This is a genomic window from Adhaeribacter pallidiroseus (assembly GCF_003340495.1).
Taxonomy (GTDB): domain Bacteria; phylum Bacteroidota; class Bacteroidia; order Cytophagales; family Hymenobacteraceae; genus Adhaeribacter; species Adhaeribacter pallidiroseus.
In genome coordinates this window covers 1,474,578-1,498,654 of record NZ_QASA01000001.1, presented here as the reverse complement: position 1 = coordinate 1,498,654, position 24,077 = coordinate 1,474,578, and the positions used below count along the sequence as shown (strand labels likewise).

The 24,077-nt window shown below is 40.1% G+C and carries 22 protein-coding genes; 10 read left to right on the top strand and 12 right to left on the bottom strand.

All coding sequences use genetic code 11. The annotated features are described in order from the left end of the window. Positions 1 to 76: 76 nt before the first annotated feature. Positions 77 to 529: a pantetheine-phosphate adenylyltransferase gene (gene coaD / locus AHMF7616_RS05795; protein WP_115372022.1), complete on the top strand. Its 453-nt coding sequence runs from the start codon at positions 77 to 79 to the stop codon at positions 527 to 529. Here the strand turns inward: coaD and AHMF7616_RS05790 are convergent. Then, positions 510 to 1,190, bottom strand: coding sequence for an NUDIX hydrolase (locus AHMF7616_RS05790; protein WP_115372021.1), 681 nt, complete (start codon positions 1,188 to 1,190; stop codon positions 510 to 512). The genes coaD and AHMF7616_RS05790 overlap by 20 nt on opposite strands. 112 nt (positions 1,191 to 1,302) lie before the next feature. Here AHMF7616_RS05790 and pyrE point away from each other — a divergent pair, with 112 nt between their 5' ends. Next, positions 1,303 to 1,950, top strand: a complete 648-nt coding sequence (gene pyrE, locus AHMF7616_RS05785; RefSeq protein WP_115372020.1) for an orotate phosphoribosyltransferase — start codon at positions 1,303 to 1,305, stop codon at positions 1,948 to 1,950. Between the two features lie 162 nt (positions 1,951 to 2,112). Further along, complete coding sequence (locus tag AHMF7616_RS05780; protein ID WP_317047587.1) at positions 2,113 to 2,622, top strand: metallophosphoesterase family protein; 510 nt, start codon at positions 2,113 to 2,115, stop codon at positions 2,620 to 2,622. Between the two features lie 112 nt (positions 2,623 to 2,734). Here the strand turns inward: AHMF7616_RS05780 and AHMF7616_RS05775 are convergent, their stop codons facing one another. Further along, entirely contained in the window at positions 2,735 to 2,974 is a 240-nt protein-coding gene (locus tag AHMF7616_RS05775) for a hypothetical protein (protein ID WP_115372019.1), read from the bottom strand. Positions 2,975 to 3,146: 172 nt separating this feature from the next. On the opposite strand from AHMF7616_RS05775, the gene AHMF7616_RS05770 reads away from it, so the two are divergent. Together AHMF7616_RS05770 and AHMF7616_RS05765 are read left to right on the top strand one after the other, a co-directional pair. Beyond that, positions 3,147 to 4,172 carry a threonine aldolase family protein gene (locus AHMF7616_RS05770; RefSeq protein WP_115372018.1) on the top strand — a complete coding sequence of 342 codons (1,026 nt, stop codon included), beginning with the start codon at positions 3,147 to 3,149 and terminating at the stop codon, positions 4,170 to 4,172. 234 nt (positions 4,173 to 4,406) lie between these two features. Beyond that, positions 4,407 to 5,012 carry a DNA-3-methyladenine glycosylase family protein gene (locus AHMF7616_RS05765; RefSeq protein WP_115372017.1) on the top strand — a complete coding sequence of 202 codons (606 nt, stop codon included), beginning with the start codon at positions 4,407 to 4,409 and terminating at the stop codon, positions 5,010 to 5,012. A 240-nt stretch (positions 5,013 to 5,252) separates the two neighbouring features. Here the strand turns inward: AHMF7616_RS05765 and AHMF7616_RS05760 are convergent, their stop codons facing one another. Next, complete coding sequence (locus AHMF7616_RS05760) at positions 5,253 to 6,170, bottom strand: DUF58 domain-containing protein (protein WP_115372016.1); 918 nt, start codon at positions 6,168 to 6,170, stop codon at positions 5,253 to 5,255. A gap of 217 nt (positions 6,171 to 6,387) precedes the next feature. Between AHMF7616_RS05760 and AHMF7616_RS05755 the strand changes: the two genes are divergently transcribed. The 3 genes from AHMF7616_RS05755 to ychF all read left to right on the top strand — a co-directional run bounded on the left by AHMF7616_RS05755 (position 6,388) and on the right by ychF (position 8,722). Then, positions 6,388 to 6,714, top strand: coding sequence for a DUF3276 family protein (locus tag AHMF7616_RS05755; RefSeq protein ID WP_106926972.1), 327 nt, complete (start codon positions 6,388 to 6,390; stop codon positions 6,712 to 6,714). 231 nt (positions 6,715 to 6,945) lie between these two features. Further along, the gene (locus AHMF7616_RS05750) at positions 6,946 to 7,383 is read left to right on the top strand and encodes a hypothetical protein (RefSeq protein WP_115372015.1); all 438 of its coding nucleotides are present in this window, start codon (positions 6,946 to 6,948) and stop codon (positions 7,381 to 7,383) included. A 241-nt stretch (positions 7,384 to 7,624) separates the two neighbouring features. Continuing rightward, positions 7,625 to 8,722, top strand: coding sequence for a redox-regulated ATPase YchF (gene ychF / locus AHMF7616_RS05745; protein WP_115372014.1), 1,098 nt, complete (start codon positions 7,625 to 7,627; stop codon positions 8,720 to 8,722). A 207-nt stretch (positions 8,723 to 8,929) separates the two neighbouring features. On the opposite strand, the gene AHMF7616_RS05740 is transcribed toward ychF, so the two are convergent. After that, positions 8,930 to 10,636: a Kelch repeat-containing protein gene (locus AHMF7616_RS05740; protein WP_115372013.1), complete on the bottom strand. Its 1,707-nt coding sequence runs from the start codon at positions 10,634 to 10,636 to the stop codon at positions 8,930 to 8,932. A 325-nt stretch (positions 10,637 to 10,961) separates the two neighbouring features. Here AHMF7616_RS05740 and AHMF7616_RS05735 point away from each other — a divergent pair, with 325 nt between their 5' ends. Next, positions 10,962 to 11,357 carry a VOC family protein gene (locus tag AHMF7616_RS05735; protein WP_115372012.1) on the top strand — a complete coding sequence of 132 codons (396 nt, stop codon included), beginning with the start codon at positions 10,962 to 10,964 and terminating at the stop codon, positions 11,355 to 11,357. Positions 11,358 to 11,498: 141 nt separating this feature from the next. Here the strand turns inward: AHMF7616_RS05735 and AHMF7616_RS05730 are convergent, their stop codons facing one another. The 3 genes from AHMF7616_RS05730 to AHMF7616_RS05720 all read right to left on the bottom strand — a co-directional run bounded on the left by AHMF7616_RS05730 (position 11,499) and on the right by AHMF7616_RS05720 (position 16,634). Next, a complete protein-coding gene (locus AHMF7616_RS05730; RefSeq protein ID WP_115372011.1) occupies positions 11,499 to 13,163 on the bottom strand; it encodes a S8 family serine peptidase in 1,665 nt (554 codons plus the stop codon). A 116-nt stretch (positions 13,164 to 13,279) separates the two neighbouring features. Further along, the gene (locus AHMF7616_RS05725; RefSeq protein WP_115372010.1) at positions 13,280 to 14,632 is read right to left on the bottom strand and encodes a type IX secretion system plug protein; all 1,353 of its coding nucleotides are present in this window, start codon (positions 14,630 to 14,632) and stop codon (positions 13,280 to 13,282) included. 52 nt (positions 14,633 to 14,684) lie between these two features. Then, entirely contained in the window at positions 14,685 to 16,634 is a 1,950-nt protein-coding gene (locus tag AHMF7616_RS05720; RefSeq protein WP_115375478.1) for an ABC-F family ATP-binding cassette domain-containing protein, read from the bottom strand. A gap of 275 nt (positions 16,635 to 16,909) precedes the next feature. Here AHMF7616_RS05720 and AHMF7616_RS05715 point away from each other — a divergent pair, with 275 nt between their 5' ends. Then, positions 16,910 to 17,461 (top strand): 2'-5' RNA ligase family protein, encoded by a 552-nt coding sequence (locus AHMF7616_RS05715; protein ID WP_115372009.1) that lies wholly within the window; start codon positions 16,910 to 16,912, stop codon positions 17,459 to 17,461. Between the two features lie 209 nt (positions 17,462 to 17,670). Here the strand turns inward: AHMF7616_RS05715 and AHMF7616_RS05710 are convergent, their stop codons facing one another. From AHMF7616_RS05710 to hslV, 5 genes are all read right to left on the bottom strand, one after another. Beyond that, a complete protein-coding gene (locus AHMF7616_RS05710; protein ID WP_115372008.1) occupies positions 17,671 to 18,954 on the bottom strand; it encodes an outer membrane beta-barrel protein in 1,284 nt (427 codons plus the stop codon). A 385-nt stretch (positions 18,955 to 19,339) separates the two neighbouring features. Beyond that, entirely contained in the window at positions 19,340 to 20,560 is a 1,221-nt protein-coding gene (locus tag AHMF7616_RS05705) for an alginate lyase family protein (protein WP_115372007.1), read from the bottom strand. Between the two features lie 307 nt (positions 20,561 to 20,867). Beyond that, positions 20,868 to 22,169 (bottom strand): outer membrane beta-barrel protein, encoded by a 1,302-nt coding sequence (locus tag AHMF7616_RS05700; protein WP_115372006.1) that lies wholly within the window; start codon positions 22,167 to 22,169, stop codon positions 20,868 to 20,870. A gap of 112 nt (positions 22,170 to 22,281) precedes the next feature. Beyond that, entirely contained in the window at positions 22,282 to 23,253 is a 972-nt protein-coding gene (locus AHMF7616_RS05695; protein WP_115372005.1) for a deoxyhypusine synthase family protein, read from the bottom strand. Between the two features lie 126 nt (positions 23,254 to 23,379). Next, the gene (gene hslV / locus AHMF7616_RS05690) at positions 23,380 to 23,928 is read right to left on the bottom strand and encodes an ATP-dependent protease subunit HslV (protein WP_115372004.1); all 549 of its coding nucleotides are present in this window, start codon (positions 23,926 to 23,928) and stop codon (positions 23,380 to 23,382) included. Positions 23,929 to 24,077: the final 149 nt, after the last annotated feature.

The following is a 24,077-nucleotide window of genomic DNA, read 5'->3' as shown; positions in this document are numbered from 1 at the left end:
ATAACATATAACCAACTATTCAACCTTAAAACCTTTCAACGCATAACTTATAACTCAAAACTCTCAACTCTTATACATGAAGCGCATTGCCATATTTCCGGGTTCTTTTGATCCGTTTACCAACGGGCATTTTGATGTCGTGCAGCGGGGAGCGGCTTTGTTTGATGAGTTAATAATTGCCATCGGGAATAACAGCACCAAACAACGGTACATGCCCGTGGAAAAAATGCTGGAAATTATTACGGCTTTGTTCCAGAGTGATACCCGGATTAAGGTACAAGCTTATACAGGTTTAACGGCTAATTTTGCGCAAGAAGTAGGAGCGCGTTTTTTGCTGCGGGGTTTACGCAATACCACTGATTTTGAGTACGAGAACACCATTGCCCAGGCTAACCGGCATGTTAATCCCGGTTTGGAAACGGTTTTTTTAATTACTTCGCCTCCTTTGGCGGCTATTAGTTCATCCATTATCCGGGAAATACACCGTTACGGAGGTAACGTAGATGCTTTTATACCATTCCGGATTTAGCCGCCCGCAAATAGTAATGAATAACAAAGGCAATAGAAGCATAGGCTTCGGGCAAAACCGTTTCTACTTCTTCCGGAGTCATAAATTTAACTTCTTCGATAAATTCTTCGGCCTGCGGCTTCATCATCGAATCGTCGAGGCAATTCATTAAGAACCAACTGGTTTTTTTTAAAATTTTATTGCCTTTGTACGCGTAAGAATGCCAGGTTTTTGGCAATTTTTCAAAAGCCTCTACTTTAATGTTACATTCTTCTTCCACTTCCCGGATGGCTCCTTCCCTGTCATCTTCGGTTTTCTTTAATTTACCTTTGGGTAAATCCCACATGCCCAGCCGGTGAATCATTAAAATTTTGCCTTCCTTTACTACCAGACCGCCAGCGGCTTTCACAATTTTAAACTGATCTTTTAAATGCCGGATCAGCCGGTTTTTTTTATCGGTTACTAAAGTAAGCGAGTGTAGTTTTTTTAATTTTTTTACTTCCATCAGGCGCACCATGCGGTCAATCGTGGCATCGCTTACGTTCCGAATCAGCACATCGCCCACCAAATCTTTTGAATTAAAGGAGGCGCCTTCTTCCAAAATCAAGTCATAATGGTGTTTAAATACCTTCTCACTGGTTCTTTTGATAATCAGAGGGATATCATTAATAAAAACGTTCATGGAGAAAGTTTTAGCTGGGAGTAAACTTATATTTTACAAAACAATAAATAATAATTCGGAAACAAAAACAAGAGCCGGTAAAATACTGAAAAAATAATACGTACTTTCGTTCATGCAAAAAGCTGAAACTGCCCTAAAAGTAGCTTCGTTCCTGCTCGAAACGGAAGCGGTTAAACTTCGTCCGGATAACCCGTTTACCTGGAGTTCTGGCTGGAACTCGCCTATTTACTGCGATAATCGGGTTACACTCTCTTATCCGCTCATTCGTACTTTCATTAAGAAACGCTTAGCCGAATTAATCACCGAACATTTTACCAACGCGGAAGTTATTGCCGGGGTTGCAACGGCGGGTATTGCGCAGGGAGCTTTAGTAGCCGATGTGTTAGAACTGCCTTATATTTACGTGCGGCCCGAACCCAAAAGCCATGGCATGGGCAACCAGATAGAAGGAAAGTTAAAAGAAGGGCAACGTGTGGTAATGATCGAAGATTTAATTTCGACGGGCGGCAGTTCGTTAAAAGCGGCCAAAGCGGTGCAGGAAGCGGGCGGTGAAGTAATCGGCATGGCCGCTATTTTTACTTATGGTTTTGAACAAGCCGCTAAAAACTTTGCGCTGGCCAACATTCCGTTATTTACATTAAGCAATTATCAGAATTTACTCGGCATTGCCTTAGAACAAGGTTATATTTCGGCCTCCGCGCTCCAAACCCTCTCGGATTGGCGCAAAACGCCCGAAACCTGGGGGAAAGTCATTAGTTAAAAGGTTGCAGGTTACAAGTTGCAGGTTTAAACTTATCATAATTTTAAAATTATTAATTTTTTGCAAGAGGTTTTATCCACTTTAGATCAATTCACCAAATGCGTGAAATCTGCAATCTTCCAACTTTTTAATTTTCCAACCTTTTAACTTGTAATCTGCAACTTGCAACCTGCAACTATCAAAATAGGGCTAATCTCGGATACGCACGGCTATTTAGATGACCAAATTATCCAGCATTTAAGCACTTGTGATGAAATTTGGCACGCGGGTGATTTTGGCACTTTGCAGGTGTCGGACTCTTTAGCAGCGGTAAAACCATTGCGGGGAGTTTATGGCAATATTGATGATGCTGCCATCCGGACTATCCATCCTAAAAATCAACGATTTGTATGTGCGGGCTTAGACGTTTATATAACGCACATTGGCGGGTATCCGGGTAAATATCAACCGGATGTGCGGAAAGCAATTCAACTAAATCCACCGCAACTATTTATCTGCGGCCATTCGCATATTTTAAAAATTATGCCGGATAAAAGCAATGGTTTATTGCATATTAACCCAGGAGCTGCCGGCCGGCATGGCTTTCATAAAGTGCGAACGTTAGTTACTTTTATAATAGCTGAAGGCCGAATTACGGAATTAAAAGTAATAGAATTAGGCAAGCGCGCTTAAAATTAAAAAAGTGTACCCATTAAACAGGTACACTTCTAATTGTATCATAATAAATATAACCTTATAAGCCGACGGCAATTAACTTTTAGCGTTAAAGTTAACGCAAGGCTATTTATTCAGCAGCAGTTTCCGAAACAGTTGTAGCTTCTGGTGTAGTTGTAGCTTCTGGAGCAGGTGCAGCAACCGGAGCCGAAGTAATAGCGGGCGCGGCATTGTTAAACTGCGCTTTCAAGGCTTCTACATCTACATTTTTAATTACCGGAGTAGCTAATAATTGTTTGATAATGCGCTGTCTGTTATTAGCTCTTGCCTTATTTTTACGATCTTTTCTTTTAAGTCTGGTAATTGCCATCTTTCTAATTTTAAAATTGAAACGCAAAAGTAAGTTATTATTTTTACATTCTCAAAAATTTATGTCTGGTAGCTGCTAAAAGCACCTTGAAAAGAGTATAGGCACACTGCTTTTTGTTGCCGGAAGATAGAATAGCAACTTTTTCACCCCAAAGGATTACGATTACATTAGAATGATTTTAACTGATTTACGCAGCGATACTGTTACCCGCCCCACTCCCGAAATGCTACAGGCCATGTTTGCCGCTCCCGTAGGAGATGATGTTTTTGGCGAAGATCCCACCGTTAATGCCTTAGAAGAAAAAACGGCTAGCATGTTCGGGTTAGAAGCCGGCCTCTTTTGCCCTTCCGGCACCATGACCAACCAAATTGCTATTAAAGCGCATACCGAACCGCTATCCGAAGTAATTTGCGATTATACTGCGCACATTTATCAGTACGAGGGCGGGGGGATTGCGGCCAATTCCGGCGCTTCGGTTTATTTGTTGCACGGCGAACGCGGCAAAATTACCCCGGAGTTAATTCGTGGGGGAATCCGTCCCAATAATATTCATTATCCCTTATCAAAATTAGTAGCTTTAGAAAACACTTCTAACAAAGGCGGTGGTTCGTATTACACTTTGCCCGAGATAACGGCTATTACAGAAACTTGCCGGCAACATAATTTAGCTTTGCATTTAGACGGTGCCCGGGTGTTCAATGCCTTGGTAGCAGCGAATGAATCTGCGTTGCCGTACGGCGCGTGCTTCGATAGTATCTCGGTTTGTTTATCCAAGGGCCTGGGCACGCCGGTAGGTTCCGTTTTATTGGGCAGTAAGCCTTTTATTCAGAAAGCACGGCGCATCCGGAAAGTTTTTGGCGGGGGCATGCGGCAAGCCGGCTATTTGGCCGCTGCCGGCATTTATGCGCTGGATAACCACATTAACCGCTTAGCCGACGATCATGCGAAAGCTCGCATCCTAGCCGAAACCCTGCAAAGCTGTAGCTTTGTGCAGGAAATGCAACCAGTTGATACTAATATTGTTATCTTCCGGCTGGTTGATGCTGTTACTGAAGAACAATTTCTCCGCGAGTTAGCGACCCAAAACATTCTGGCTTTAGATTTTGGTCCGCAAACCATCCGGTTGGTTACGCATTTAGATTTCACGGAAGCTATGTTGGAACACACTGTGAAGGTACTAAAGAACTTAAATTTTTAAATTTTTATTCTGTTTACAATTTCTTATGTTAAGTAACAAGACACAAGTAACAAGACACAAGTATTAAGACGAAACAAACCATTTATAATTAATAGTCAATGGTTTAACTTTGTATTTTTATCTTAAGAATGCCTATTTTAATTTGTCCTTTTACTTAATAAATAATCCTTGAGGAGATAATTTCTTCTCTCCACCCTCTTCGTTTACTAAAAAATTTAAAATTTATCTGTTTTGATGACACAAACTCCGCCATGGCGAATGGTTTTAAGTCAGGATCCTGTAATGGCTGCTATTATAAATAGGTGCCCGGAAATTCTGCCGGTACCCCGCACCGATATTTACCTGAGTTTGATAAGCTCCATAATTAGTCAGCAGCTTTCTACGAAAGTAGCCGCAGTAATAAAAAATCGATTCTTAAACTTGTTCCCCGAACGATACCCAGAGCCGGAACGCTTGCAAAATTTGCCGGACGAAACCTTGCGTAGCGTGGGTTTATCGTACCAAAAATTAAATTATATTAGAAATGTAGCAGCATTTAAGGAAACCGGACAACTGGAGCATGCCTCTATTACTAGTTTGGAAGATGAACCTTTAATTACCCACTTAACCCAAATCAAAGGCGTTGGTCGTTGGACGGTAGAAATGATTTTAATGTTTGCCCTGGATCGCCCGGATGTTTTACCAGTGTTAGATTTAGGAATTCAAAATGCCATCAAAAAAGCCTATAACCTCGATTTAACGGGTAAGCCTCTGCAAGCAAAAATGCGCGAAATTGCTGAAAATTGGCGGCCTTATCGGACCATCGCCTGCAAATACCTGTGGAAGTCGCTGGAGGGTTGAGTTAGAAGATTGGAAAGTTGAAAGTTACAAGTTGCAGGTTGAAAAGTTTAAAAGTTGGAAGGTTAAAAGGTTGACACGTTGGAAAGTTGAAAAAACTTTTATTTTGAATATTATAGCAGTTTTTTTTACTGGCAAACAGGTATTTACTTTTATATTAAATAAGTGGACCACTTCCAGTCCTTCTACTCTTCAACCTTTCAACTTTTAACCTTCCAACTTTCTAACTTTTCAACCCTCCTATTACCTCACTTTCGCCCGTTTAATCAAGTACGCTTGGAGCACTTTATCGAATGGTTCCGAAATATCTACCGGAATAAAGTCAATTTTATACTGACCGCATTTTAAAGCTAAGTCGTGCTTAAACTGACTAACGGCGGCCTGGTATTGAACCTTAACTTGCGACGGTTGTAATTTAATTTCTTCGCCGGTTTCTACATCTACAAATATGTAAGGTCTTTCGGCAAAGTCAAACTGCTCTTCGGTGCGTTTATCCATTACGTGAAATAATAATACTTCGTGGTTTTGGTGCTTTAAATGTTGCAAAGCAGCAAAAATGGCTGTTGTATCATTGTCGCGGCCCAGCACGTCACTAAAAATTACTACCAAAGATCGTTTTGGAATTTGCTGCGCAATCTGGTGAATAACGGTGGCCGTTTCGGTGGTTTTGGTAGCAGTTGGTTGGCTTAATACTTGTTGCAAGTTCAGCAGCAAAGTATGCAAATGCGTACTCGTGGATTTAACCGGTGTTTGCAAAACAATTTTATCGGAAAAAGTAACCAACCCTACTGCATCGCGCTGCTTTTGCAACATTATCGCTATAGCGGCGGCGCTTAAAGCACTAAAAGTTACTTTCCCGTACGTATCTACCGGGTAATACATGGAAGGCGATACATCTAGTAAAAGATGGCAGCGCAGGTTAGTTTCTTCTTCGTAGCGTTTCACAAACAATTTATCGGTGCGGGCAAAAACTTTCCAATCCATGTGGCGGGTACTTTCGCCGCTGTTGTACAGCCGATGTTCCGAAAACTCCACCGAAAAACCATGGTAAGGCGATTGGTGCAATCCGGTTATAAAGCCGGCTACTAATTGTTTCGCTAAAAATTCTAGATTCTCAAACTGCCGCACTGCGGCCAAGTCAATGGAGGACGTATTCTTCATCAGGAAAATAGTTAAGCAGCTAATTAAATTAAAAATACCGACAATACGCCTACAAAATCCGGCCTGATCAAAACGAATCCGAACCAGAATAATTACTTTATTACTTTTATTTAGAGGTATATTTACAAAAACAATCTAAAATTAACTTTGAAAATTTTTATAAATCATAACAATATATTACTTTAGCCTTATATCTAACAACCGAAAATAGAGAAAAGTGGAAGAGAACAACGAAAAAGCTGAAATTTATTCGCAACGAATAAGAGCAGGGAAAAGGACGTATTTCTTTGATGTGAAATCTACTCGCTCCAACGATTATTATCTCACTATCACGGAAAGTAAACGTAAATTTAAGGATGACACGTATTCGTACGAAAAGCACAAAATTTTTCTTTACAAAGAAGATTTTGCCAAATTTGTGGAGGCCTTGCAAAGTACAATCGACCACGTAAAAACAGAACTCCTCACCGAGGATATCCTGGCAGAATTGGAAAAGCAAGCCACGGAACCTGCTACGCTCGACGACGAGCTGAAGTGGGAATAGGTATGATGTAATTCAGGCAGCAATATCATCTTCGATGAGGCTCATGCTTTGCGTGGGCTTTTTTATTTTTAAGCTATTTCTGCCTTTTTTTAAATTTTATCGGCTTCGCTTCTCCAAATAGAGTTCAAGGGCTCTACAATGTGTGCTTTGTATTCATTTAAATGAAAGTAATTGATTTAACTTTTTAGCCGTCCTTTCCTATTTAAAAAAAAGTATTACCAGTAAGTTTACATGATCTCTTTTTTAACCAATCTCCCAATTGTTCTGCTTTTACTTTTAATTTTAAATGCCGCGCTGGTGTTTATTTTAAAAAATCCGCTTCGATTTATCAAAGGTCCCTTTGTTTTATTTATGTTATTAAGCCTGGCGAGCTTAACCTACCGGTTTGTTATTTACCCAACCACAAACAAACAAATCCAAAAAGAAAAAGAAGCCGAAATCAATAAACGAGGCTGGGATTATATTAATGACCCGGATGTAGATGCGGCTTTCATTAAACGGGAGCAAAAAAATATGCTTCTTACTGGCGCACTCTTCCGCATTGCTGGTTTTCAAACAGCAGTGGCTTTTATTTTAGCGGTGGTTGGTTTATTCGTTTCGACTGATAAAAAAGTATATAGTTTGTATGCCTTAGGTTTTCTGGTATTGGCTTTTATATTCTTAACGTAAATTCCCAAAATTTTAATTTTAATACCCTCACTGATTTACCCTGAGCGGTTAAGTCATTAGCCTGCGTTGCAAGTTGGTTTGGTAATAACCGTATATTCTAAGATTTTTGTGGCTATATTTGCACCCAAATTGTAGAGGCAGCAGAAATGTTCCGATTTTGCATTAAGTTGTTGCGGGAATTATCTCGGCTATCTCTCCCTAAATCTTGGTCTTTTTTTAAAATTTCATTCATACACATTTCATGGGATTACGTTGCGGAATTGTAGGCTTGCCCAATGTTGGAAAATCTACTTTGTTTAATGCCATTTCCAGTGCAAAGGCCGAGTCGGCTAATTATCCTTTTTGCACCATTGAACCGAACGTGGGCGTAGTAACCGTGCCAGACGAGCGTTTACAAATTTTGGAAGACCTGGTGCATCCCGAACGAGTATTACCTACTATTATTGAATTTGTGGATATTGCCGGGTTAGTAAAAGGTGCTAGCAAAGGCGAAGGATTAGGGAACAAATTTTTAGCGAATATCCGGGAAGTAGATGCGATTATTCACGTGGTGCGTTGCTTCGACGACCCCAACATTGTACACGTGGCGGGCGGGGTAGATCCGGTTTTTGACAAAGACGTAATTGATACGGAACTGCAATTAAAAGATCTGGAATCAATTGATAAAAAAATAAGCAAAGTGGAACGGACCGCTAAAGCCGGTGATGCCAAAGCGAAGAAAGAACTGGCCTCGCTGCAAGCTTTTAAAGCGCACCTGGAAAGTGGTAAAAACGCCCGCTCCTTTGCCGCCTCCGAAGAAGATTTAGAAGCCGTAGAAGACTTACAGTTGCTCACTTTAAAGCCGGTTGTATACGTGGCCAACGTTGATGAAGCCTCTATTAACACCGGAAATAAATACATTGAGGCCTTAAAAGAACACGTAAAAGACGAAAATGCCCAAGTAGTGATTATTTCTGCCGCCATAGAGGCGCAGATTGCGGAATTAACCGATCCGGAAGAAAAAGAAATGTTTTTGGCAGAGTACGGCTTAACCGAATCTGGTTTAAATCAATTAATCCGGGCTTCTTACAGCTTGTTAAACTTGATAACTTACTTTACTGCGGGCGTAAAAGAAGTTCGGGCCTGGACTATTCAGAAAGGGTGGAAAGCGCCCCAGGCCGCCGGCGTGATTCACTCTGACTTCGAAAAAGGGTTTATCCGGGCTGAGGTAATAAAACTACCCGACTACCAGGAGTATAAAACCGAAAACAAAATTAAAGAAGCCGGCCGAATGGCGGTAGAAGGAAAAGAGTACGTGGTGCAAGATGGCGATATCATGCACTTCCGGTTTAACGTCTAATTTTTTAAATTTTCGACAAAAAAGGAGCTGGCAACTAAGCTAAGTAAATGGACACAAGTAGTAAGACACAAGTATCAAGACAAAACAAAACGTAACAATTTAAATATCAGTGATTTAACCTTGTATTTTCAATATTGGAATGTATCTTTTAATTTGTCCTTTTACTTAGCTCCATTTTACTTTCAAGTATTTTAATTTTTTAAATTTTTATTTTTCTAATAACACCTTCACTGTGTAACGCTGGGTACCCTGCGTGATCTGCAAGTAATATAATCCTGAGTTTAAATATCGACCCGAAAAATTAAATGGCAAGGTAGCGGTTGCAGTGGCTAAGTTTAATTTATCAGATAATACAATAGTACCCGTTTGGTTTACTAAAGTATATGGCACTTCACCGGTTAGTTTTTCCGGAACATGTACGCTAAACTGCCCATCGGTAATCGGATTGGGATAAGTACTTAAATACTGGTTCTTAGCAGCCGCTAATTCAGGAACAGCTTCCGTGTTCTTTACGCTTGCTTTTACCCCCGATCCACTAAGAGTTACTGTAGTACTTCCACCCTGCCCCGAATGCTTAATAAGGATACTACCGGACTGGCTACCCGTAGTCTTCGGATTAAATTTACAAGTTAAACTAACGCTTTTGCCAGGAGCCAATACAAATGGAAACGCATACGGGGCACTAACCGAAAAGTAACTCGATCCGGTTTTAGTTAAAGAACTAACTAATATTCCCTGATTTCCGGTGGTATTGGTTAAGGTAATGGTTTTGGTGCTCGTTGAATTTACAGTTATTGCACCGAAATTAACACCGGCAGGGGTGCTTAATTTACTCTGTGTAACAGCAGAACCATTAGGTGTAGTACGGCCAGAGAAATAAAATACTTCCTGCGTATTGAGCTCCGGAGTGCCTCCCCGGTTACCACAACCCGCCGCTAAGTAAATATTATTGTTATTTACGATAGCTTGCGTACCATGCCGGCCTTGCTTTAAATCAGCTAGCCGGCGCCACGTGTTGGTAGTTACATTTAAAGCCTCGGTATGTTTATGCGCTTGCGTTTGAGAACCACTTTCGCCTCCTATTATAATTAAATCATTCCCGATAACAGCGGTTGCAGCACCCGCCCGCTGGGTGGGTATATTACCGCTGCTGGGTAAGGTGGCCCATTTAAAAGCCGCAAAATCGAACACATCTACTTGGGGAACAGTTAACTCAAAAGTTTGATTAGTGCTGGCGGAAGATCGGCGTCCGCCCGCCAAGTACAATTTACCATTAATAATAGCGGCCTGAAAATGGTCTCTAGCCCGGGGAGCATTGGGTAAAGTACGCCACGTATTGGTAGCCGGATTATATTCATCGAACCAGTTTACATGACCACTCCAGTGCCCATCCTTAATGCCTCCAACCATGTAAATCTTTTTATTATACACCACCACTCCCGATGAACCCCGACGTCTTGCAGCAGGAATAGTGGCGCCAGTAATCCATTTGTTAGTAGCCGGGTTAAAGATATAAATAGTGGCAACCGGCTTTTCGTGCGGATAAGAACCGGTAAAAGCTCCCACCACGTAAATTAAACCATCAATACTGATGGCCTGAAAATGATGCAGTTCGATGGGAGTGTTTACTTTATTCACCCAGGTTTTATTTACCGGATCAAAAACCTGTACAGGCTTTATTCTTCGGCCTCCCATTAAATAAAATTTGTTACCGGCCTGCACGTAACTGGCTTCGTGACGGGCAGTTGGTGCACCGGAACTAGGAACAATCGCTGCCCAAACTCCGGTAGCAGAAGCAGCGACCTGAGGAGTAGGAATTACCCAGTTAAGATAACTACCATTCAGAGTCAAATTATTCTTTTCGATTTTAATCCTCGGCTTACTTTCCGAACTAACCGCTAAGCCAAGGAACATGGCCGCAAAAAAACTTTTTTTTAAAAATTTAAATTATTAGTGGGCGCGGAAGTAAATATTTTTTTCATGCGGTGGTTTATCTTACTTTTAAATAAGGCATCAACTATCTCGTATCTTAATTGGGTAGCTATACTAAATTTCACAGATTAGGCAAGAATAATGCATCAAACCTATAGTATAGAATAATAACAAGTTTATTTATAAACATACGAGTAGATAATAGAAATGTCTATTTTTATTTAAATTTTATACTCTATATAGTTCTGAATTAAAGGTAATTGTAGTATTTATATTTAATCAGGATATATATAAGCTTATTCATACCATGCACCAGCAAATAGGTCAGCTTGCCTTATTAGTAGATGATTACGACGAAGCTATTGCTTTTTACACGCAGAAACTTTCTTTTGAATTGTTAGAAGACACTCCCCTTTCCGAGAGTAAACGTTGGGTGGTAGTGGCTCCAGAAGGAGGTTCGGGTTGTTGCTTGCTGCTGGCTAAAGCTACCACTGCGGAGCAAAAAAGCCGGGTAGGCAACCAAACTGGCGGACGGGTATTCCTTTTTCTGTACACCGATGATTTAATGCGCGATTATGTTGCTATGCAGGCCGTTGGTATAAGCTTTGTCCGGAAACCAACAACAGAACCTTACGGCCTGGTGGCAGTGTTTCAAGATTTATACGGCAATCTCTGGGATTTTATTCAAACCAATAAAAAGTAGAGCTAATCTTTGCCCGAAATAAAACTATTAAAATCTTGATTTATTCGTTTTCTGTTACCAGTATTACTAGTAATTACCTTAAATAAAAAAGACCAGCTTTAGCAGCTGATCTTTTTTATTTAAGGCAGAATAGGTTATAATTTATTTCTGCGCGGTAAGTTGTTCAGCCATTTTAACGGCTTGGTAGGCATTCACTTCTCCCCCGGTAATAGATAAAGTACCAAAAGGCACTAAATTAGCTTCTGTTTTCTTAGTTGTTCCAGGTTTAGCTACTTCTAAGGTAGCGTATTTAACAGAAGATTTTAAAATAATATCCCGCACCTGGGCAGCCGTTAAATCCGGAAAATAAGAAAACAACAAAGCCGCCACTCCGGTAGTAACCGGCGAAGCCATGCTGGTGCCACTATTTTCGTTGTACTCTTGGTTTGGTTTCAAAGAATAAATATCTACCCCTGGCGCAAATACATCTACCGATTGTTTCCCATAATTCGAAAAACTAGCCACAAATTTTTCACTGTTTTCCCACGACGAGGCACCAATTTCCAACCAATTCGCAATGGTTTGGCCATTCTTTAATTTTCGGGTTGGGTAATTGGGTGTTTGATCTAAATCTTCGCCATCGTTTCCAGCGGCATGCACGAGCAAAACTCCTTTACTTTCAGCGTACTTCATGGCAGCGTCAACGGCTTCTTTATCGGAGCTATACTTCTTTCCGAAGCTCATGTTTATTACTTGGGCGCCATTATCGACGGCATAGTAAATAGCGTTCGCAATATCTTTATCGCGTTCATCCCCGTTGGGCACCGCCCGGATCGGCATAATTTTCACGTTATCAGCAATGCCTTTTACCCCCAGGTTGTTTTTCCGGTTAGCACCCACAATACCCGCCACGTGGGTTCCGTGTTCGGCATCCGGCCCAATTACATCGCCGTTCCCGTAAAATTTATCTTTCACGTTGCTGTAATCATCCCCCACAATCGACCGTGGATCATAATCCGGGTTTAAACCTACTTTTAATACATAATCGAAGTGCTCCGCCGCTTTCTTAATTTCTTCTACTAAATTATTTTCATAAGCGTACTGCAATAAGGCTTTAGATTTCATCACCCGTAAGTCCGGCGAAGTAATGGCTTCTACCTCCGGTTGGGTATACTCCGTTTTACCTAATTGTTTTTGAATGATCCCTTGTGCTTGCTTAAACGTATCATAAAATTTTTCAAAATCAGCGGCCTGGGCTTTCGCTTCGGCTACTTCCTTCTCGTAATCAACCTTGATCTTCTGGTATTGCGCGTATTCCGCGCGATCTTTCCGCTTTATTTTTTTGGATTTCGGATTTTCAAATTTCTGCCGTAATCGCGCGTATTGCCGCGTTAACTCATAGGTATCATCTTTTACGTTTTCCCCGCTTTTACCCCCTAAAAAGCTCCAACCATTTACATCGTCTACGTAGCCATTCTTATCATCGTCTACACCATTACCGGCTACTTCTTTGGCATTTACCCAGATAATTCCCTGCAAATCTTCGTGCTTAATATCAATTCCGGAATCAATAATGGCCACTATTACCGTACGGGGAGTGCGGTTTTGTAATAATCCGTAAGCTTTCTCGGTGCTGATTCCCGGCACTTTATCATTGGCAAAATCCAAGTTAAACCAGTTTTCCGGTGCTTTTAAAGTGGTGGAGTCAACGGTAAATAGGCGGCGGTATTTTTTATGAAGTTCTTGGTGCCCCGTGTCGGCTTGCACCCAAGTAGTGGCCGAAGCTGCTGCCAAAAGCCCGGTTAAAGCAATTTTTTTAAAATTCATTTATTCAAACTTAAAAGGTATAAAAAGCAGTTAACCGTTCTACGTAAACGGAATCTTACTAACGCAAAAACATTTTTGGAATATACGTAAAATATCGAAATAGATTTACCCGGATTTTACCGACGCTCCCCATTTGTTTCGAGCCATTGGTAACCAACGAGTAAATCGGTGCGCGTACCAGGCGGCCGGTAGTAAACCAAGATATCGTAGGTATTACGGGTTTGAAAGTGGCTACCTTCAAAATAAACCTCATTTACTTTCTGGGGCTGATTAGCCGCTTGCAAAGCAAAGGAATAATTATAATACCCTTGTTTCAGTAACATTTTGCCGGTGTACTGCTGCGCCTCCGGTACGTAAGTTAATTTACACTCGGGCGCTAATTTCCAATCGCTTAATTGGCCAAAAACAAAAACTTCGCCGGGTGCTTTCTCGGGAGCGGCTAATGTAAACTGGGTTTCCACGTAATCGGGGTCGCCGGTGTTGGTACTGCCAAATCGCCGGTTTTCGTATACCACTTTACCATTAATATCTACATCCTGGGAGTACACATCCCGAGACCGGTTTTTTTCCGGATATAACCGCACCGCTACCGGGTTAGCTTCTAAGCTTACTGCTTCCACATTAAAGCCCCTTCCGCGTAAGTTCCGGTCATCAAAACCCCGGTATTCTTTTAAGCCCGGAAAACTGCTGGCTCCGTTAAAAAAAGTATACTCCAGCCGCTTTTGGGTATCGTGTACAAAGGAAGGACGCAAGTTAATTTTGGCATTATCCCATCGGCTATTCTGGCGCAAAACCACTTTTATTTCCTGAGAAGGATTTACTACCGGATATTCCGGGTATAAAACATTAAAATCTATCTGCTGATTCGTGACCCGATCATTGGCGCCAACCGGTATTACGGGTCTGCCGGCAACCGTAACTTTGTTATCGTATACGAGCAACCGACGGGTTAATACCGGATTGCCACTGCGATCGGTAACTACCACCAGGTAATTACCGGGTAATTTTACCCGGGGTAATTGATGACGATAATGAATATAAGGTACTTTGGTGTTAAAAGAAGTTAATCCATCGGTAATGTAAAACTCGTTAAATTCGTCGATAAATTGAATTTGGGTAAGGCGGGCCTCCGTCCAGTCCAGGTTGCAATACACAAATTTTAAAGTAAAGCGTTGCTGCGACGCATTTAGCTGGTCAAACTCCAAAACTACCGGTTCCGTTTGCGCAACAGGTATCACCGGCGCATTAAAAACTTCTTCGGCATTTCCGGTTTGCACATAAAATTGTACCGATTTAATGTTGGGATCATAGATAAAATCTTCGTAGCGCAAGGCCGTAGAACTATAGTATTCGGTTTTACCCGAAATAGTGCCCGAAGAAGCGGTAGTTTGCTCTACGGGCACGCAGGCCTTAATTAACCAAACTAGGCCCAGCAAAGCCACAATCAGAAAAGGTTTATGTCTATTCATTAGTAAGCTTAAATATAATTAAACGAATGGACTACCCTTTCTAGTTTTATTCTTAAATATTTTTTGATTGGCTTTCCAGTTCATCAATAGCCTGCAAGGTATTTTCCCACTGACTATTTTTTTCTTCTAACTGCTTTTTTATAGACTCAAACTGCTGGGTAACCTCTCGTAATTGATTCGGATTGCCGTAGATTTTAGGATCAGCTAATTGGCTTTCTAAAGCAGTTTGTTTCGACTCCAGGCTACTGATCTGGTTTTCTACGTCTTTTAATTGCTGATTCATTTTTTTTAAATCTTGCTGTAGATTAGCTTGATTTCCGGAGGTATTTGCTGGAGCGGCTTTGGCCGGGGTTGGCTTAATTTCTACTGGTTTACTGGCCGCTGTTCCTGCTTTCTTTTCGTTTTTTTCGCGTTGTTCTTGCCAGTACTCGTATTCGTGGTAAGTGCCCGGATATTCTTTTAATTGATAATCTTCGATGTACCAGATTTTGTTGGCTACATTTTCCACGAAATACCGGTCGTGCGAAATCACCACAAATGTACCTTCGTATTGTTCCAAAGCCTGGATCAAAATGTTTACCGATTGCATATCCAGGTGGTTGGTAGGCTCATCGAGCAACAAGAAATTAGCTTCTGAAATTAAGGTTTTGGCTAAGGCTACCCGTGATTTTTCGCCCCCGGATAAAACTTTAATTTTTTTAAAAACCGCATCGCCGGTAAACAAGAAAGAGCCTAAAATACTGCGTAATTCCATCTCGTTCCGCTTGCTACCCGCTTCGGTTAACTCCTGCAAAATTTCGTTATCTACGTGCAACGATTCTAACTGATGCTGGGCGTAAAAAGACATAATCACGTTATGACCTTGCTGGCGTTTGCCATTAATGGGCTCATCACCGGCAATAATGCGCATTAAAGTAGATTTCCCTTTTCCATTGGCCCCAATTAAAGCTATTTTATCTCCCCGCTCAATATTAACGTGCGTATCCCGGAAAATTACTTTTTGATCATAGCTCTTACTCATGTGCTCTAACCGCAGAATATGACGGCCCGGCTGCACATTAAACTGAAATTTAAAATTTACTTTGGGTGCATCGCTGGCTACCTCATCAATGCGTTCCAGTTTATCCAGCATTTTAGCCCGGCTTTGCGCTTGTTTGGCTTTGGAAGCTTTGGCTTTAAAGCGTTCAATAAATCGCTCGGCCTGTCTTATTTGCGATTGTTGGTTTTCAAAGGCTCCTTTTTGAATTTCGTTCCGCAATTCTTTTTCTTCCAGGTAAAAAGAATAATTACCGGCATAAAGGTTTAACTTTTGTTGCGCTACTTCTACCGTTGTATTCGTAGTTTTATCTAAAAACTCCCGGTCGTGCGACACAATCACTACCGCGCCCTCGTAGTTTTCCAGGTAATTTTCGAGCCATTTGATAGAAGGTAAATCCAAGTGGTTGGTAGGCTCATCGAGTAGCAGCAACGAAGGTTTCTGCAATAAAATTTTAGCCAGCATAACGCGCATGCGCCAGCCTCCCGAAAAAGTTCTTAATGGGCGCTGAAGGTCTTCGGTGCTAAAACCCAATCCTTCCAGAATTTCCTCGGCTTTATTTTGCACATTGTATCCATCCAGCGCTTCAAACTGCTCTTGTAGTTTAGCTAATTTATCTACCAGTTCATCGCGGTAATCAATTTCAAATTGATGTAACACCTCGTCAATTTTTTTTTGCAGCGATAAAGCTTCCTCAAAAGCCTGCATGGCCACCAACAAAATACTATCTTCGGTTTGGTACGACAATAAATCCTGGTTCAAGAAACCCAAGGTAGTTTCGCGACTCATTTGAATGGTGCCGGAGTCGGGTTTGTACTCGCCTACCAGCACCCGCAGCAACGTAGATTTACCGGTACCATTTAAACCTATCAGGCCGATTTTGTCTTTGGGTTTAATGTGTAAATTGGCATCTTCGTAAAGCGTGCGGCTCCCGAAGTGAAAATCAAGGTTGTTAATAGAAATCATGAATGGCAGAAATAAAAATGCAAAGGTACGCAGCCGGGCTTCAAGTTGCAAGTAAGGTGTTGGAAGGTTGGAAAGTTAAAAGGTTGTAAGGTTAAAAGGTTGAAGAGTTGGAAGGTTAGAAGGTTAAAACGAAGTTTTTAAATTTTAACGCTTATCATTAACATCGTTTATGATTCATGGCTAAAGACCATGGGCCATGAACTATCGCCTATGGACTATTGAAAACAAGCACAACGAACCATAAAAAACTTTCGTTTGCTATTTAAAAATATATAATGGTAGCAGTAGTTTCTTTACTGGATGCAAAACATACCCGAATGGTGAACGAGATCATTGCTGATCTGGAGCGAATTTTTGGTTTAAAGGGCGTTAAAATTACCGCGGATCCGCATATCACCTGGCTTATTTGCGAAGTTGAAAAACTTACCGAATTAAAGTCTTATTTAAAAGAAGTTGCCGGACAAACCACTTCTGTTCAGGTTAAAACAACGGGTATCGGCATTTTTACGGGCGAGCACCCCGTTATATTTGTGCCAGTGATACGGGCTGACGGATTTAACCAGGTCCATGCGGAGCTATTCAGAGGCATTCGCACATTTAGTCGCCAAACGGTTAACTTTTACGATCCGGATAATTGGGTACCACACATTTCCTTAGCCTTACGCGATACTACCTCCGATTTACTGCCCCAGATTGTGCAGTACTTAAACCAAAGAACCTACAATTGGAAGATTCAGTTGGATAACATTAGTATTTTAAAAAATGAAGCTAACCAGTACCTCCTGGACGAAACGTATATGTTTGCTAACTCCGTAAAAGTAGGTTAAATTACATTCCATAGTTTGCAAGCTGTTTAATTTACTCCGTTTTCTTCTGTCCGTAAAATACAAAACCTAAAAAACTAAAAATACACATTAATAAAAAAGCTTCTCTTTAAATAAGAGAAGCTTTTTTATTAATGTGTATTTTTTAAATATAGCTACCTATTATCACCCTGTTTTTAATTGAAATTTAAAAAAACAGAAGTTTTAGAGTTTTAGTTAAAATTATATCCTAATAAAAAGGCCAGCATGTTCTTGGTAACCGATAAATTAGTATAATTCAAATAACCAGAACCTTTCTCTAATCTTAACTCAGCGGTAATTTTTTTAATTTTTACTCCTGCACCGGCAACTGCTGCTACTTCTACCTTTTTAGAGTCTTTCAAAATAGTTGCTTCTCGCGTTATTGCTTCACTACTCGTGGACATAATTGTTTGTTTATGCGTAGAAATTTGGAGGGCATAGTTCCCGGCAAAACCAATATTTACAAAAGGCTGGTAATTTTGTTTCAACCAGGAATAGCGCAGCATTGTGGTAAATCCAACGTAATCTGCCTTTATCGTTATTTTGGATTGTTCATTCCGGTAATATTGTTGGTTCTGCGAGTGGCCTTGTGCGTAATTCTTTTTATAAGCTACTTCGTTGTAAAGCGACCATTTATGCCGGTTGCGGGGTAACAAAATCTGAAAACCCAAACCCATCATAATACTTGGTTTTAGATCAAACTTTGCATTAACTAAATCTTTAAAAGAATACGGGTCACCCTTAAAGGTGTAACTGGTACCATCCAGACCAGCCACCAAGTTAAACTTATACTCTTCTTTGGCAGTTGGTTTCTGCTCAACCAAAATAGCCGGGTTTAAGCACGCATTGTATTTATAAATCAATGATTTTAATGAGGCTTTTGTATAGGTGGTTTTATTTATTTCGGAGTGCAAGTTTGGGCAGCTAATAAGATACGAGTAACGTAATTGATCTTTGTATTGATCAGAAATACCTAATAGATTTTGACCACTTTTATTAACTAAATAACTTCTTTGTATCAACTCTTCTACAGTGCCATCTTCTATTTGAATATAAAAATGGTTTTTGCGGTTCTCATCATGCAGGTAGTATAGATTTATAGGTCCTCTAACCTGTTCCGCTAAGAAGACTGTGTCTGTGGTAATTACATTCCCTACGGTTCGAGAAAGTTCTTCTAATTGAGTAGGAGTTTTGTCAACTTTTACAATTTTCTTGTGGTAAATATCGCCATCCACAACACCAAATCCTTCTATTTGCGCCACGGTAAATTTCTGAGAATTAGCATTTATTTCTTTTTTAAAATTAATGGCCGTAGGGTTACGTTCCCAGTTTTGGTCATCAATCAAGCCTCGAACGGTATCACCTGGAGGTAAAACGAGGTAGCCGGGCACATAATTTTTTTGCGCGAAAGCAGATAAGGCTAGTAAAATAAATGCAATGCATAGCCAAATGGGCTGAGTATTAATTTTAATCATAAAATAAATAGTAATTCGAGGTACTTGAAACAGGTAATTTGGTGGTGAATTGAAATTTTTAAATTTGAGGAAGGTAAGTAGTTTTTCTAGTCCGCTGACGGTATACTGTTTATGCGTATTATGGAATTGCTTTGCTTGAACTACTTTGCGTATTTAATAAACATAGTATTTTGCGGCTTGCAATGAAATGTACACGAGGCTTTATTTCTATTTAAAACCACTAATTTTTTAATTATAAAAGTAATTCCCGAATTATGACAAATGCTTGATCAATATCTTAACAACTTAGATGGCTATAAACCAAACGGACGACAAAGGGCACAAACACTTTTCCTCCATTATGGAGACTACATTCTATCTTGAACCGATAGTTTAAAAGCAAATTTTAATAATAGCGGGAAGTTAAAAGGCCAATATCGGTACCCGCCACAAATTTAGCGTGGGTGCCAGACAAAACAGGTTGCAGGTTTAAATCTTTATAAACTGCCGAACCGGTGCGAGCAATGGAAATAAAAGATTCTCTTTTAAATGTTCCAATTTGTTGGTAGGGCCAAGCCTTTGTACCCGCCCCATAAGGCACCATAAATTCAAATGCTTTTTTCAGACTTTTCCCATTTACCGAAGTATAATTCCATAAATTAATGCCTAAGTTCTCGGCGCAGGTGGCTAGGTTAAACCAACCTTCTAAATTTTTATTACTGTAAGACCAGGATCCGGTACGGGCTAGTTCATAGGGCTGCTCCCCATTAACTTTTAATTGATCATCGATTCGTTTAAAAGTTCTAGTTTCTAGAAAAGATTTAGCTAAAGCCTTATTCCCGATATATAAAGCGTAGGTTACCGTTTGTAAGTCATACATGGTACCGATATTATTAGGGGCAATACTGGCTGCTTTTCCCATTTCGCTGGTTTGCAACCAGTCCAAATATTGGCTAAACCAACTTTTCAAAGCTTCATTATTTTCTGCAGTCCAAGAAGGCGAACTAGCTAATAGTTGAACCCCATCTATTAAATCAGGAAACTTTTCGGTATCAATGGTACCGGTGCCATACACCTTATCGTATCCCATAATTATTTGAGCATACTTAATATTAGGATTCATGCGGGTAGCACTATTCAGGAAAAAAATTTTTAATAATTCAGCAGCTTTCTTGGCATATTTTTCATCATTGGTAAAATAGTAAGCAAGCCCGAGTAAACGCACATCCCGGCTTACGCCACGTGCATGATCACCATCTTTCACTTTATCAATATCCGGATTAGTTTGCCCGTCTTTGTTAATATAAGGCAGTCCATTCGCCGTATTGGGGTTTGGCCACCAATAAGGGGCTAAACTCATGTAATCGTGCTTATCACCACTAGGGGGCATTATTGTTTTATCGGTAACAGTATAAGGCACGCGATTTAACGGTGCACCTACGGTTGAGATAAGCACTTTTAAAGCGGCTAAACACTGCTCATTACCCGAGTTAATTTTAATTTTAGTTTCTAATAAGTGATCACCATTCATCAGAAAAGTATTTGGTCTTACTTGAGCCAGTACCCGAACCGAAAGTACCAATGAGAGTAGTAATAAGAGGGTGGTAGAGGAGATACGTGTTTTCATTAGAATAATAATTTACCTTAAAATATTATGCAAAAGTACAAATAAAAACCATTTTTATGAAAGCCTAAACTTACATCGATATTGCACTTTTTTACTATAGTACCTGCACCTAAATGAGCTTGAACTACATTAAAAGCAATTGGCAGAATTTAAATTGTAACTTATCATAGAAACTAAACTCACAGCTTCTTCGTAAAACTTAAATTTTTGAAAATATTTATGAATTAAAATAATTTATTTGACTGTATTATTTAAGCAGATAATATTTTTCCTTGCGATTAATTAACCCATAATATTACAAATTTTTTTAATTAAAGTAATAATTAAGCAATAAGGCAACCATAACTTTTCGCACGGATACATCTGCGTTTGAATTTAAATAGCCAGTGCCTTTCTCCAACCGTATTTCAGCTGCCACTTTATTAATTTTTAAACCGCCGCCAGCAACAACTCCTACCTCGTACTTACTCGGGTTTCCAAATATTTCTCTGTTTGTACTAGTATTCTCTGCTTTGTAATCCTCCTGACCTTGCACAAAGGTTTTAACATTTAAGCCTAAGTTTCCGGCTAAACCAAAATTTAAAAAAGGTTGGTAATGCTGGTTCATCCAAGAATAACGCACCAGTGAAGTTAATCCAAGATAGTTCGTTTTTATTTGAACCGTTCCTTCCCCGGTGTAGTACGCCTCTTGAACATAGATATAATGCACATCTTGCATGTTAAAATGGCCTTGCGTATTATTTCTTTTCCAAGCCAATTCATTGTAAATCGACCACTTCAGACGATTTCGAGGTAATTGAAGTTGATAAAACAAGCCAATCATCGGATTATTTTCCCACTTAAACGAAGTGGCAAGGAGGTAATCATACCCTTGTCCGTGAAACTTATAGTTGGTTATATTTCCTCCGGCAATTAATCCAAACTTACTTAGTGGTTTACTTATTTTACTTATTTGAACCGGGTTTTCAGGATTAAGCCAATTATTATACTTTTCAATCAAAGAACTTAAAGATGATTTTGTGTAGCTTGCCTTATCAATTTGAGAAAACAAAGCCGGATAATCTGTTAAGATGGAATACTTTAGTTGATTTTTAAATTGTTCGGCTGTACCAACTAATGGTTGATCGTTTTTATACGTTACATACAAGCGTAGTACTAACTCTTCCAGAGAACCATCTTTTTTCTGAATAAAAAAATGATTTTTATTTGCTTCGTCGAGTAAATGGTATAGGCTTACTTTTCCTTTTACTTGTTCTAACAAAAACACCGTATCTAATACAATAATTGGTTTTGGGTGATTTATAATCTCTTGATGTGTGACTGGTGTTTTATCTACTTGTACAACAGCCTTTTTATAAACGTCACCACCTTCGAGATTAAAACCATTAAGTTGATTTAAGTTAAATTGTTGAATGGAACCGGCAGTGTTATCTTTAAAACTGATTGATTTAGGATTATGATCCCAGTTTTGATCATCAATAAAACCCGATAGCGTATCACCGGAAGAGAGAAAAAGGTTACCCTTTACAAAGTTTTTTTGACCGAATGCAGGTGATTGTAGAATTAAGAGAAAGCTTACACAAAGAGCTAAGGTTAAATATTTAAACATAGATTTGGATTGAAAATATTGTAAAACTATTAAATATTAATTTTTTACAATATTAACAAAAAAGCCGGAGACTTAATTTATCTCCGGCCATAAATATTAAAAAAAATTAATATTATAAATCCAAAACAATCGCGAATATGAGCGGAGCTACAATGGTGGCATCCGATTCTACTATAAACTTGGGCGTTTCTTTTCCTAATTTACCCCAGGTGATTTTCTCGTTTGGCACGGCTCCCGAGTAAGAACCGTAACTAGTGGTAGAATCCGAAATCTGCGCAAAATAACCCCACAAAGGCACGCCGGTTCGTTGCAAATCCTGGTGCAACATAGGCACCACGCAAATGGGGAAATCGCCGGCAATACCGCCACCAATCTGGAAGAAGCCAATGGTCGATTCTTCTTTCGCGGTTTGGGTATACCATTCGGCTAATTGCATCATGTACTGGATACCCGTTTTCATGGTATGTACATTTTTAATATCGCCGCTAATTACGTGACCCGCGTATATATTGCCCAAAGTAGAGTCTTCCCAACCGGGTACGAAAATCGGCAGGTTTTTCTTAGCGGCTTCCAACATCCAGGAGTCTTTAGGGTCTATCTGATAATACTGCTCTAGTTCGCCGGAAAGCAAAATCTGGTAGAAAAACTCGTGCGGAAAATAAGCGTCGCCTGCCTGATCGGCTTTTTCCCAGAATTTTAAAACGGTATCTTCAATGCGCCGCATGGCTTCCATTTCCGGGATACAAGTATCGGTTACCCGGTTCATGTGGCGGTTTAGCAAATCTTCTTCGTCCTGGGCGGTTAAGTCGCGGTAATGCGGAATGCGTTCGTAGAAATCGTGGGCTACCAAGTTAAAAATATCTTCTTCCAGGTTAGCGCCGGTGCAGCTAATCGCGTGTATTTTATCTTGCCGGATCATTTCGGCCAGGCTAATCCCTAACTCAGCAGTACTCATAGCTCCCGCCAGGGTTACCAGCATTTTGTTGCCTTTAGCCAGGTGGGTTTTATACCCTTCGGCGGCATCAATTAAAGCAGCCGCATTAAAATGTCTATATTGATTTTTTAAAAAATCTGTTACTTTCATGCTGTTAATATGTAATTAAAATTTAAAAACTCTGCTAAATCAAAGCCCTTAAGGCGGCCAATTAGATTTTGTTTAAACTAATGGACAAACTGTAAACTAATTGTTTTAATTCAATAAAGCCCGAATTTATCCGGCAGGTTTTTCTATTATTAAGTTGTGGTTCGTAAACACACAAATATCGGCCGCGATCGATAAACCTTCCCGCACCATTTCTTCGGCGGATAAGTGCGGAGCATGTTTTTTTAAAGCCGTAGCGGCTGCTTGCGCGTACATACTTCCCGAGCCTATGGCCGCAATTTGATTATCAGGTTCCAGCACATCGCCGGTGCCGGAAATTATCAACAATTCGTCTTTATTGGCCACAACCATCATAGCCTCTAAGCGGCGTAAATACCGGTCGGTGCGCCAGTCTTTCGCCAACTCTATTGCTGCCCGCTTCATGTTTTGACTGTAGGCATTTAATTTTTCTTCAAACCGTTCCAGCAACGTAAAAGCATCGGCCGTAGATCCGGCAAAACCCATCACAATTTTACCATCCAGAAGTTTCCGGATTTTCTTGACATTACTTTTAGCAATGGTATTACCCATACTAGCCTGACCATCAGCTCCTAAAGCTACCTGGCCGTTATGTACCACTCCTAAAACCGTGGTCGATCTCACTTTTTCAAGCGCCATATTTTCAGATTTAAGTTCTTGTTAAATAAAACTTATTGAGCCCACGAATGGTTTTGGCGACTCAGAATAAGTACTTTTAAATTTGTGGCGCAAAGCTATTTATTTTAAATGGAAATGCCGCATATATTTCCTCAACAGTCGGCGGTACT

What these genes read in the sequence shown, in the direction of transcription:
- AHMF7616_RS05790 (WP_115372021.1), bottom strand. Translation starts at nt 1,190, where the DNA reads ATGAACGTTTTTATTAATGATATCCCTCTGATTATCAAAAGAACCAGT.
- AHMF7616_RS05775 (WP_115372019.1), bottom strand. Translation starts at nt 2,974, where the DNA reads ATGGCAATTACCAGACTTAAAAGAAAAGATCGTAAAAATAAGGCAAGA.
- AHMF7616_RS05735 (WP_115372012.1), top strand. Translation starts at nt 10,962, where the DNA reads ATGCACCAGCAAATAGGTCAGCTTGCCTTATTAGTAGATGATTACGAC.
- AHMF7616_RS05700 (WP_115372006.1), bottom strand. Translation starts at nt 22,169, where the DNA reads ATGTTTAAATATTTAACCTTAGCTCTTTGTGTAAGCTTTCTCTTAATT.
- AHMF7616_RS05705 (WP_115372007.1), bottom strand. Translation starts at nt 20,560, where the DNA reads ATGAAAACACGTATCTCCTCTACCACCCTCTTATTACTACTCTCATTG.
- pyrE (WP_115372020.1), top strand. Translation starts at nt 1,303, where the DNA reads ATGCAAAAAGCTGAAACTGCCCTAAAAGTAGCTTCGTTCCTGCTCGAA.
- AHMF7616_RS05720 (WP_115375478.1), bottom strand. Translation starts at nt 16,634, where the DNA reads ATGATTTCTATTAACAACCTTGATTTTCACTTCGGGAGCCGCACGCTT.
- ychF (WP_115372014.1), top strand. Translation starts at nt 7,625, where the DNA reads ATGGGATTACGTTGCGGAATTGTAGGCTTGCCCAATGTTGGAAAATCT.
- AHMF7616_RS05730 (WP_115372011.1), bottom strand. Translation starts at nt 13,163, where the DNA reads ATGAATTTTAAAAAAATTGCTTTAACCGGGCTTTTGGCAGCAGCTTCG.
- AHMF7616_RS05770 (WP_115372018.1), top strand. Translation starts at nt 3,147, where the DNA reads ATGATTTTAACTGATTTACGCAGCGATACTGTTACCCGCCCCACTCCC.
- AHMF7616_RS05765 (WP_115372017.1), top strand. Translation starts at nt 4,407, where the DNA reads ATGACACAAACTCCGCCATGGCGAATGGTTTTAAGTCAGGATCCTGTA.
- coaD (WP_115372022.1), top strand. Translation starts at nt 77, where the DNA reads ATGAAGCGCATTGCCATATTTCCGGGTTCTTTTGATCCGTTTACCAAC.
- AHMF7616_RS05725 (WP_115372010.1), bottom strand. Translation starts at nt 14,632, where the DNA reads ATGAATAGACATAAACCTTTTCTGATTGTGGCTTTGCTGGGCCTAGTT.
- AHMF7616_RS05760 (WP_115372016.1), bottom strand. Translation starts at nt 6,170, where the DNA reads ATGAAGAATACGTCCTCCATTGACTTGGCCGCAGTGCGGCAGTTTGAG.
- AHMF7616_RS05750 (WP_115372015.1), top strand. Translation starts at nt 6,946, where the DNA reads ATGATCTCTTTTTTAACCAATCTCCCAATTGTTCTGCTTTTACTTTTA.
- AHMF7616_RS05710 (WP_115372008.1), bottom strand. Translation starts at nt 18,954, where the DNA reads ATGATTAAAATTAATACTCAGCCCATTTGGCTATGCATTGCATTTATT.
- AHMF7616_RS05715 (WP_115372009.1), top strand. Translation starts at nt 16,910, where the DNA reads ATGGTAGCAGTAGTTTCTTTACTGGATGCAAAACATACCCGAATGGTG.
- AHMF7616_RS05695 (WP_115372005.1), bottom strand. Translation starts at nt 23,253, where the DNA reads ATGAAAGTAACAGATTTTTTAAAAAATCAATATAGACATTTTAATGCG.
- hslV (WP_115372004.1), bottom strand. Translation starts at nt 23,928, where the DNA reads ATGGCGCTTGAAAAAGTGAGATCGACCACGGTTTTAGGAGTGGTACAT.
- AHMF7616_RS05740 (WP_115372013.1), bottom strand. Translation starts at nt 10,636, where the DNA reads ATGTTCCTTGGCTTAGCGGTTAGTTCGGAAAGTAAGCCGAGGATTAAA.